Source organism: Chryseolinea lacunae, from assembly GCF_016735595.1.
Lineage (GTDB): Bacteria > Bacteroidota > Bacteroidia > Cytophagales > Cyclobacteriaceae > Chryseolinea > Chryseolinea lacunae.
In genome coordinates, this window is record NZ_JAERRB010000001.1 from 1,272,588 (window position 1) to 1,283,059 (window position 10,472).

General features: G+C 53.6%; 7 protein-coding genes. 3 read left to right on the forward strand and 4 right to left on the reverse strand.

The window, feature by feature from the left end:
* Nucleotides 1–9 precede the first annotated feature (9 nt).
* The 4 genes from JI741_RS05105 to JI741_RS05120 form a co-directional block, all read right to left on the reverse strand.
* Nucleotides 10–2,478 carry a hypothetical protein gene (locus JI741_RS05105; RefSeq protein ID WP_202007911.1) on the reverse strand — a complete coding sequence of 823 codons (2,469 nt, stop codon included), beginning with the start codon at nt 2,476–2,478 and terminating at the stop codon, nt 10–12.
* Between the two features lie 20 nt (nt 2,479–2,498).
* On the reverse strand, nt 2,499–4,187 hold the full coding sequence (locus JI741_RS05110) for a RagB/SusD family nutrient uptake outer membrane protein (protein WP_202007912.1): 1,689 nt from the start codon (nt 4,185–4,187) through the stop codon (nt 2,499–2,501).
* Nucleotides 4,188–4,199: 12 nt separating this feature from the next.
* The gene (locus JI741_RS05115) at nt 4,200–7,634 is read right to left on the reverse strand and encodes a TonB-dependent receptor (RefSeq protein ID WP_202007913.1); all 3,435 of its coding nucleotides are present in this window, start codon (nt 7,632–7,634) and stop codon (nt 4,200–4,202) included.
* A 164-nt stretch (nt 7,635–7,798) separates the two neighbouring features.
* Nucleotides 7,799–8,869: a FecR family protein gene (locus tag JI741_RS05120; protein WP_202007914.1), complete on the reverse strand. Its 1,071-nt coding sequence runs from the start codon at nt 8,867–8,869 to the stop codon at nt 7,799–7,801.
* A 134-nt stretch (nt 8,870–9,003) separates the two neighbouring features.
* Here JI741_RS05120 and JI741_RS05125 point away from each other — a divergent pair, with 134 nt between their 5' ends.
* From JI741_RS05125 to JI741_RS05135, 3 genes are all read left to right on the forward strand, one after another.
* Complete coding sequence (locus tag JI741_RS05125; protein ID WP_202007915.1) at nt 9,004–9,540, forward strand: RNA polymerase sigma factor; 537 nt, start codon at nt 9,004–9,006, stop codon at nt 9,538–9,540.
* A 200-nt stretch (nt 9,541–9,740) separates the two neighbouring features.
* A complete protein-coding gene (locus tag JI741_RS05130) occupies nt 9,741–10,085 on the forward strand; it encodes a hypothetical protein (protein ID WP_202007916.1) in 345 nt (114 codons plus the stop codon).
* Nucleotides 10,086–10,129: 44 nt separating this feature from the next.
* Complete coding sequence (locus JI741_RS05135) at nt 10,130–10,360, forward strand: hypothetical protein (protein ID WP_202007917.1); 231 nt, start codon at nt 10,130–10,132, stop codon at nt 10,358–10,360.
* Nucleotides 10,361–10,472 lie beyond the last annotated feature (112 nt).

The following is a 10,472-nucleotide window of genomic DNA, read 5'->3' on the forward strand; positions in this document are numbered from 1 at the left end:
CTTAAAATCTTATTCGTAGGTCAACGCGGCGGTTGCTTTGCAATCGGCACGTGCCAAAAACCGGATCCAGCGCGCCTGAAACGAATCTTCAAAAACATGTTCAAATTTTTCGCCAGCACCAACGGCAACTTCTTTATACATCATCCAGGTTCCGTTGCCAACCGGATCTACCTCTATTGAAAATGTTACCGGTGTGGCCGATTCGTGCGACAAGGTTAGTTTCCGTTTGTCGTAGAATCCAATCAGGTAGGGATCGGATGGAATGTTCTTTGTGACGGTGGCGTTTTTCCACGGGCCGCCATGGCCACGGGGTTTGCCAAGTTGCCACAGGTCGTCGATGGTGCCTGCCCAGATGCGGGCCTTGCCATCGGCCGAGGTGATCACGTGATCGTTCTTCACGCTTGCGTCTGCTGTCACGCCGGTCATCACCAGCAAGCCGCGATAGGATGCATAGTCGTGAACGGCCAGCGTGTGTGAGGCAACGGGTTTGAGTTTGGCAAAGCCGTCGGCATTTTCGGCGGGCAGCTCATAGAAGGTGCCGTGCACATTGAGCAAATCTCTTTCCGTAGCCACCTCGCGGCAAATTCTGGAAGTGGCCGAAGCAATCAGGTTGTTGTTGGCCGCATCGCCCAGCGGCAGTCGCCACCGTCTTCCCTTGTCGTCCACGATCAACACCGACGATTCGTCCACACTCACCACCTGCGAAGGAATGGCAAACTTGCTGCGGATGAACGCCGCCGTTTCTGCATCGTCTTTGCGCACCAGATTCATGTCGCTATCCAACTCATAGTAGCCCGTTTCGGCAAACGTGTTACCCGAGACATTTCCGGCCAACACACCCAATGCACGACGATCGTTGCCCAGCCCATAGAGCAGGCCCGCGGTGTGATGGCCACTGTTTGTTTTGGCCAACCCTTCAAACAGCGTTGACGACGGTGCGTAGAATCGCGACCGATCGGTGTAGTCAAAATGCACAGTTGCTTTCGTAGCGTTGTCGGTTGCTACGCGAACCCATTCTCCCGTTTCTTTGTCGGTGAACGAAACACGAACGGCTTTGCCGGCCGGCACGCGAATGGTTTTTAGCGAAAGCCATTTGCCGGTTCCGGCTTTGTCAACTTCAAATGTAAAACCTGTCTCGGCGCTGCCTTCGTTAAACACCCAGGCCATGCGCGTGGTCCATCCCGAAAACAGGAATGGCTCCGATGGTTTTTTTGCTTCCACGGTTTCCGACAACCACACGGCACCTTCGGCGGTGGATGGGCCAAGCTTGTCGGGTTTGTTCAGCGGCACAAACCAGAGGTTTGAGTTGGACTGGCCCGGGCCTTCAATGTTTCCCTTCACCTTGCGTTTGTTCAAAAATTCTTTCTGCGCCGAGTCGTCACAGCCAAACACAAGCTGTTCGTTCCAGCGGGTGTAGTCGCCGATCACTTTCAGGTAGGCCGACCGTGGGCGGATGCCTGCGGTGTTGGCAGCGCTGAATGTGCCGGGAAATTTCCAGAACAGGCCGTGCATGGTCATGAGGTAGTCGGGCTTGCCGGGGCTGCCCACATCGCGGATGCGGGGCCACTCGGTGTTCCAGCCGTGCGCGCCATCATAGCTGTGGCTGGACTTGGGCAGGCGATAGAACGACCATGTGCCGTTGTCGCGCACGCCAACCAAAACCGACTTGTGATCCCACCCGGTGGCCCACAGGGGGTCCGTTGTTTTTGCGTTGCCATAGATGCCGCCGGGGCCGGTCACTTCCACAAACTGGTTTCTGCGGATCACTTTCCAGTCTTTTCCGTTCCACTCGGCCAGCACGCCAGCCTCTACATCAAATTTTTCAAGCGCTTCTTTGCTGGCCTCACCGTTGTTGGAAAACACCAGCACGCCTTGTCCGGAATAGAGGCCTTTGCCGTGTGCGCCGGGAAGCAATCCGCCGTGGGGGTTCACCCCCGAGTCGTTGTGTGTGCCTTGTTTTGCATTGGCGTCGGCATACAGTTGTGTTGTGGCGAGCGTGTTCACATTCACGTCATAGAATCCTTCTTCCATGGTGGCGATGTAAAGTTTGTGCTGCGGATCGGTGAGATGGCGCGCCGCGCCGGTGTAGCGTCCCTGTGCCTGCGTATAGGGAATGACGCGCACCTTGCCGGTGGAGTCGATCGCATATGGACCAATGAACAATTGACGGCTTTCGCGGTGTATCATCCGGTTGGCCGGTGTGCCGCCGGTACTTTCCGGCCGCACAACCTGGTTCAGGTCGGGCGTTATTTCATAGAGTTTGTCGGACGAGCCAAACGGCAAGTGCGGACCATAGGTGATCACCCAAAGCTTGCCGGCCCAGGGCACCACGGCACCGGTTCCACATTCGCCTTCCTGGTTGTAGTAGGCCAGGTGTGGATAGATGCCACTGAAACTCCGGCGCGGTTGCCCCACAACGATGGTACTCATCGCGACACAAAAAAACAGCAGCGCGTATACTTTAATATTCACTCTCATGTAGTCGATTTTAGCGGCGGTCAATAATTTGGATTCTGCGAAAGGTTTTTGTTCAACAGGCGGTCCGATGCCGGAACGGGCCAGAGATACATTCTGCTTTCGTCAAAATCATAGTCTTGCAGGAGGCGGGCAAATTTTCCCTGAATAAGTGCATCGGCATCAAAGACCACCACGCCATCTTCATCCACATCAGGGAGTATGACATCGGTGAACGGCCACTGAGCGCGATCCTGATCTGCTGGATTGGGAAGACCGATCAATTTTTTGTCCAGTGCTTTTTTGGCGATGCGCCAGCGGATCAAGTCCTGGTAGCGAAGTCCTTCCAGCATCAATTCTACGCGTCGTTCTCTTCTCACCCGCACGCGCAAACCATCCTGATCCAGCTCAGTCACGGCAGGATAAGCCGCCGTGTTGTCGACGGTCGTTTTGTAGGCGCGTGCGCGCACCTGGTTGATGGCCTGTTGTGCCTTGTCGAGTTCCTGGTTCAGTTCGATGAGGGCTTCGGCATAAATGAGCAACACATCGGCATAACGCAGAATGATGATGTTTGAATCGGCCATGCGGTTGTCGGCCCACGATTGCTCCACACCTTTTCTCCAGAGAAAGCCGGTGTAGGCCGCGAAGTTAGACACGCCGCGCGAGTCGTTGTTGTTCACGAGCGTGTTGTTCCGCAGGTTCTTCACTTTCAGCGTGTCGGGATGCGGCTGATAGCGATAGCCAAGCCACGACGCACCAAACTCCACCACGCTGGCCAGCAACCGCGGGTCGCGATCGGCAAAGGGATGATGGGGATCATATAACGGCGATTCATCGATGGGCAATCCGTCGGTACATTCAAAACTATGCACGGCTTCCCACGTGGGCATCTCGGCACCAAACCCGCCGGCGTTGCGCGGCAGAAAGTCGCGTGTGGTGGTTTCGTCGGTGGTCACCTTGAAGGCAAACGACTGGGGCACAAAATAAATATGCTCGGGGCTGCTGGCACCGCTTTTCAGAAACAGGTTGTCATAGCTCGCGTCAAGTGAATAGGTTTTCAAATCGATCACGGCTTTCGCGGCGTCGCGGGCGGTGTTGTAGTCGCCCACATACAACGCGATGCGTGCCTTGATGCCATGGGCAAAACCTTGTGTGGCGCGGTTGTCGCTTGTGTTGGGCAACACGGCTGCAGCGGCGTCGAGTTCGTCATACACAAATTTCAACACCTGCGCCTGGGGTGTGCGCTCAATGCTCAACGCTTCCTGTGCGCCCAGTCTTGTGGTGATGAGCGGAACGTCGCCAAACTTGGTGATCAGTATGCCATAGAAGTAGGCGCGGATGGCGCGCGCTTCGCCTTCCACCCTGCTGAACACGCCGGCGTCGACATTGCCTTTTGCTTTCTGCATTTCTTCCAGCAACGTGTTGGCGCGTTTGATGCCGTCGTAGAGATCGCGCCAGTATTCGCCCGACAACGCTGATTGCGAGTTCAGCGTGGCGCGCGAAATGTCGTTGGTGGCACCGCCGCCGCGGTGGTGCATGTCGTCGGTCCAGAAATCGCGATCCACTTTCCAAAGTTGTTTGTCGTAGAGGCCATTGAGGGCGATGTCGAGTTCCTTGGCATTGTTAAAAAAGTTGGCCGACGATATGGCCGTCTTCGGCGTCACGTCAAGGTCTTCGCAGGCCGTGAGCCAGAGCGCCGCGATGAGGGTTATATAGAGCGTAGTGTTTCTCATGATTCAGGTCTTTTAAAGTTTCACATTCACACCAAACAGCACCGACTTCATGATCGGGTAGCCGGTGTTGCTGGCTTCGGGATCCCAGCCCGGAAGAAAATTGCGCTGCACGGTGAAGTAGTCGCGCAGGCCCACATAGAACCGAAGTTGCGTGAGCTTGATCCGTGCAATCGCCGACGCAGGCAGCGTGTAGCCCAGCGTTATGTTCTTCACCCGGAAATAGCTTCCGTTGAACAACCAGAAATCAGACACGGCATTGTTGTTCACTTCCGACTTCGACGACAGCCTGGGATATTTCGCCTGCAGGTTTTGTTCGGGCGTGTTTGTCAGGCTCCAGTAGTTTCCTTCCAGCACCGACGGCGCATTGCCAAAGTTCTCGCCAAAGGGCGTCACCTGAAATCCATCGTAGCGGCGCGTGTGTTGGCCCACGCCATTAAACACCACCGACAGATCAAAACCTTTGTATTGCAGGTTGATGTTTCCACCATACGTGAACTTGGGTAGCGACGCACCCAGGGGCACACGATCGCGTTCGTTTATGATTTTGTCGCCGGCATCGGGAACGCCGTCGTTGTTGGTGTCTTCGGTCAACTGATCCACAATCCACACATCGCCGGCCGATGCCTTCACACCATAGTTGTTGGCCTCTTCCACGGTCTGATAAATGCCGCGGGTCTGATAGCCATACCACTCGTTGAATTCGCTCCCCTTGATGTTGATCTTGGTTCCGCCTTCTGTGGTGAAGTCGTTGCGGCCACCCACATCCGTTACTTCGCTCGCCACGCTGGAAACATTTCCGCTTACGCTATACGTCAGGTCGCCGATCGAGTTTTTGTAAGTCGCCTCCAAATCAAGACCCGTCACCCGCATCGAGCCAACGTTGGTTTTGGTGTCGTCCTGATAGCCCAGATAGTTTGGCAGGTCAAGGGTGAGAATAATGTTGTCGGTGTTTTTGCGGTAATAGTCCAGCGACAACAGAAACTTGTCGTTAAACAACCCGATGTCTATGCCACCATCCACCGTGCGCGTGGTTTCCCACACGATGGATTGGTCGGCCAGAAAATCCTGGCGGATGCCGGTGCGCGGTGTGAAGGCGGCGCCATCATAGAAGATGACATTCGAGCGCTCGTACAGACTTTGATAGGGATAGAAGTTAAAAAACTCATTGCCATCGGTGCGCTCCTCGCCGATGCGTTCGTTGCCCACTTCACCGTAGGACACACGGGCTTTCAGATACGAGATGAACGCGGGCAATGCAAAAGATTCATTGCTCACCACCCAGCCCAACGAAAGCGACGGGAACAATCCCCACCGGTTCTCGGGTGCAAACCGCGACGAACCATCTGCGCGCAGGTTCGATTGCAACAGGTAGCGTCCTTTGTAGTCGTAGCTCAGTCTTCCAAAATAGGAACGCAACGCGTTTTCAGATGCGAACAGATTGTTGGTTGTGAGCGACGGGTCGCCAAAGGTGAGCGAGGGCAGGTTCACCACCAGGTTGTTGCTGGCGGTGCGCACTTCTTCATAGGCGGTGCCGATTTCTTCATAGCCCGCCAGCACATCGAGGTGATGGTCTTTGAATTTCTTTGAATAGTTGATGGTCACCTGGCGCGTGAGCGTGGTGATGTCGGTCTCGCGTTTGTCGAGACCGGTGGGCTTCTGTGGCCAGAATTGTGTGGTGCTTCCCTGCCGGGGAATGAGGGGCGGGGTCACAAACAAATCGTACTTGTTGAAATTGTAGGTCGGCGAAAAATTTCCTTTAATGGTCAACCCTTCCAGCGGTGTGATGGTTACGCCGATGATGCCGCTCAGCTGTTTGTATTTCTGATCGAGCGTGCCCCCCTGTTGCGTCACGGCAAGATTGTTTTCGCCGTCCTTTCCTTCACCCCACAGGTTGTCGGTGCGAATGGCCGAATACACATTGGGATACAATCGCGCCAGGCGCATCACGTTGTCGGTGCCAGCCAGGCTTGGGTCGAGCGAGTTGGTTTGTTTATAGTAGAGGTCGATGTTTGCCTCCAGCCATTTGAACATTTTCAAATTGTTGTTGACGCGAAACGTGTAACGGTCATATTTCTTGTTGGCATACAAACCATCTTCCGACACATAGCTCAGCGATGCGCGGGTTTTCACTTTGTCGGTGCCCACAGTCATGGAAAGATCGTGGCGCTGGCGGTTGGTGGTTTTCTTGCTGAGCGTCAGTCCTTGCCAGTCGGTGTCGGGATAGAGATCGGGGTTGGTGGCATGCAGCTCATCGTACTGATCGTTTATGGCTTGATCGTAAATTTTTCCGCCGCCGTCGTTGGTGGACCTTTCGTTGATCATGTTGCGATAGGTCTTGGCTCCGACAAACGTGGGCAATTCCGTGGGGCGGCTGACGCCGTATTCGTAGTCATAGTTGAGTTGCAGCTTTCCTTCTTTGCCGCGCTTGGTGGTGATGAGTATAACCCCCGCGGCAGCGCGTGCTCCGTAGATGGCCTGCGAGGCTGCGTCTTTCAACACGGTGAGACTTTCCACGTCGTTGGGGTTCACGTCGTTGATGCCCAGGCCGGGAACACCGTCAACAATCACCAGCGGGTCGTTCACGTTCAGCGATGTGACACCGCGTATTCTCACGGTGGAGCCGCCGCCGGGTTGGCCATCCGTGCGCGTCACCGTTACACCGGCCATGGTGCCTTGCAACGCATCCGAAACCTGCACCGACTGACGGTTGGCAAGTATGTCGCTCGTTACCGACGACACCGATCCAGTGAGGTCTTTTTTCTCTTGTGTGCCATAGCCCACTACCACCACTTCGTTGAGCGATTGCACATCGGGCATCATGCGCACCGCCAGCGTGGTGCGATTGTCTAACGCAACGTCCTGTGTGGTGTAGCCGATGAATGAAAACACCAGCGTGGCGTTTTCGGATACGCTCACCGAGAATGCGCCGTTCGCATCGGTGGTGGTGCCGTTTGATGTTCCTTTTTCCAGAACGTTCACGCCGGGCAACGCTTCGCCCAGGTCGTCGGTCACCGTTCCTGAAACTGTCACGTTCACGGTGCGGGGTGGCGCAGTGTCGTCGGGTTTCAGTTCCGATGTGTTGGCGGGAAACAGTGAAATGCGGCCGCCGATAAATTCAAATGAAATGCCAAGGGGTGACAATAGTTTCCGAAGCACCACGCCCAGCTTTTCATTTTTCACCTCTACCGAAACCAGCTGCTGATCGTTGACCACGCGCGAACTGTAGGCAAACTTGATGTCGCCCGACTTCTCGAGCTGTTGCAAAACTTTTTCAAGCTTCACATGCGAAAACGAAAGGGTGACATCTCTTTCAAGCACCGCCTGGCCGAGGGCCGTGTGTGCATAGGAGAGTGACGTTAGCGCAAGGGTCAGAATCAGTTGTATGAATGAGATCTTCATTACCCTTCTCAAAAGAACATAGCGTTCCGGCCATGTATAAATATTCATATATTTACATGTTTTGTTTTGAACTACGATTTAAGGCAAAGCACCCTGAAGGATGGTCCTGCAAAGATTCTCTTCAGGGGTACGAGGGCTGACAGGCTTCCTGTTGGCCCTTCTTTTTTAAGCGCTGGATTGGCGTGTCATAAGATTGTTATTGACTTAGGGGTTTAGTGATTGCCAGTGGCGCATCCGGGACCCGACAGGAGGATGCGTGTTCCTTTGGTTTCATAGTCGGCACCGATACTTTTACAGATCACTTTCAACACGTCGTGCAGACCCATTTCGGAAAGATCGCCGGTGAAAGGACAGCCATAGATACGATCGTTGGAAACCAGTATCTCGATTTGATAGAGCGCCGCCACATCTTCCAACACATTTCGCATCACGCGGTTCCGATAGACGAGGGCCGGAATTTTTTCGACCTCCGACACCACCGGCATCGGATTTTTGACCAGCTCCGTCACCCACTTGTCGTCGTCTTTGTAGTAGGTAACTTTTTGATTGGGCGTTAGAATCACACCTTCTTTCACACCACCGGCCGCGTGTTTCGCGGGCGCGTTGTCATAGACCGAAACGCTGCCGGTGCGCACATCCACTTCCACCACCGAGGCCACCGCATTCACTTTCACCAGGAAGCTGGTTCCCAACACGCGCGTCACAATATCGCCCGTGAGCACTTTGAAGGGACGTTCCGAATCTTTTTCAATATTAAAAAACGCTTCGCCGGTGAACTTCACCACGCGTTCGTGGTCTTCGAAAGTTTTTGGATACTCAATGCTCGCGTTTGGCTGCAACGTAACCCGACTTCCATCGGGCAACACCAGTTGTTCTTCGACTGCGTGTGCATTGGTCTTCACCGTCCATCCAAGACCGAAAGCATCGTTGGCCAAACCGGATTTGTTCTCGCGCACCTGGCGCCACGTGAAGAGTCCGGCCACGGCCAGCAACGCGATGGCCGCTGCCCATTTCAGGCGTGGCCATAAAGAAGGTGTGTCGTTGTCATGTTGATCGGATGCCAGGGGTGCGACCTGTTTCAGATTTGCCCACACTCTGGCTCTGGCTTCATGCTCTTCCAACACCGTTGTTTCGCGATCGCCGGCAAGGCTTTCATACCATTGCTCCACGGCCTGCCGCTCTTCGTCTGTGCAGTTGTCGTTCGCATACTTGTCAAGAAGAGCCTGCAGCTTTTCGAGCGCTTGCGCATCATCGCCATCCATATCCTGGGGTGTCAACTTCATCTTCCATCGGTATTTGAAATCCTAGTCGACACTTTCATACAAATCCCTAAAGGCTGCGGCAAATATTTTTTTCTAAGCCGAATTATTACAAACGATTGCGCCAATGCTTAAATTTACACACCTTACTGCCCGATATGCCCCTCTATCAATCCTATACGGACCAACGATTGATTGAACTTCTGCGAAGCGGAAGTGCGGAAGCGTTTGAAGAAATCTTTAACCGCTATTGGTTGGTCGTCTATCGCAGGTTCTTTAAAAAACTGCAATCAAAGACTATCGCAGAAGAATGCACACAGGAATTGTTCACCCGGTTGTGGGAGCGCAAGCACGAACTGGTGGTCACCACATCACTCATTCAATATTTTAATGGTGCTGTCCGGAACATGGTGGTCAACGCCATTCGTCAGGAAGTAAAAAATAAAATTCTACACGAAACGGTGCGCCACGACGTGTCGCTGGTGGATGTGGATGACGAACAACTGGTGGTGAACCTGCACCGCGCCCTGAGCGACTTGCCCGGCAAAACCGGCAACATCATAAAACTCAGCAAGCTCGAAGGCCTGAGCGTGAAAGAAATCGCCGAGCAACAAGCCCTCTCCAACAAGGCCGTGGAATATCACATCACGAAAGCCCTGAAGATGCTGCGGGATTATTTCAAGAAAGTAAAATAATCAAGCCCTACTCCAACGACGCTGTCTTACGAACAGGTATCGGATCAACTATCAGGACTGTCATCACAAACATAAAGGAAGGTTTGCGCACAAATGACCCAAAAGGGTTATTTCAAAACTCTGCTCATTGGTGTATTCTTACTTAGCCGGATTTCGCTGCCTAAAGCCGTCTGTCGCCTAACCATTTCCGGCCAAGCCATATGAAACGCAATAGCTTTCTTCAATTCTGTCGGGCCACCGGCGCGGTCATGATGAGCCCTGTGCATGCCCTGACAAAACCAATCAAAAAATTTCTGCACGACAAAGGCTTCATGGTCGCCTCCGGAAAAGACAGAAACGACAAAAGCATCTCCCTGCTGGAAGGCGACATCTTTGATTGCAAGGTTTCCACAAGCGATACAAAGGCGACATCTATGTTTTCGAATCAACACGCGTCAAGGAAGGCGGGCCCTCTCATCACTATGCAAAATGACGGAAGCCGAGCAAGACCAATTCAGAGAAGAACCTGGATTCAAGCGCGTGGGTCCGCCGATAAAGGAATTTAAAAGGTGGTAGTTGTTCGAGGCACAAAATTTGCGTTCCATCCGCTATGGACGAAAAGGAACTGAATCAGGAGAAAAAATTTACACGGGCCTTTTGCGAAATTATGGAAAGCGCACCGGCCACTGTGAAAGAGACATGGGACGGCACCATTCACTGGAGTGAGCAACCCACCGAGGTAGTGCCCCAATTCACAAACGGGCTTATCGAAAAACTGCCTGCCGACATACGGGAGCGGTTCGACGTGTTGCTGGGGAAATACAAAAACAAACAGTTGTGATTGTTTCGGATCACGGATCATAAATTTTTCACGCATCAAGTCATTGCCCCTGCCGTGCCCGACTGCTGACATATCGCACCACGGTGTGTATTCCATTCCACGAAATGAAGTT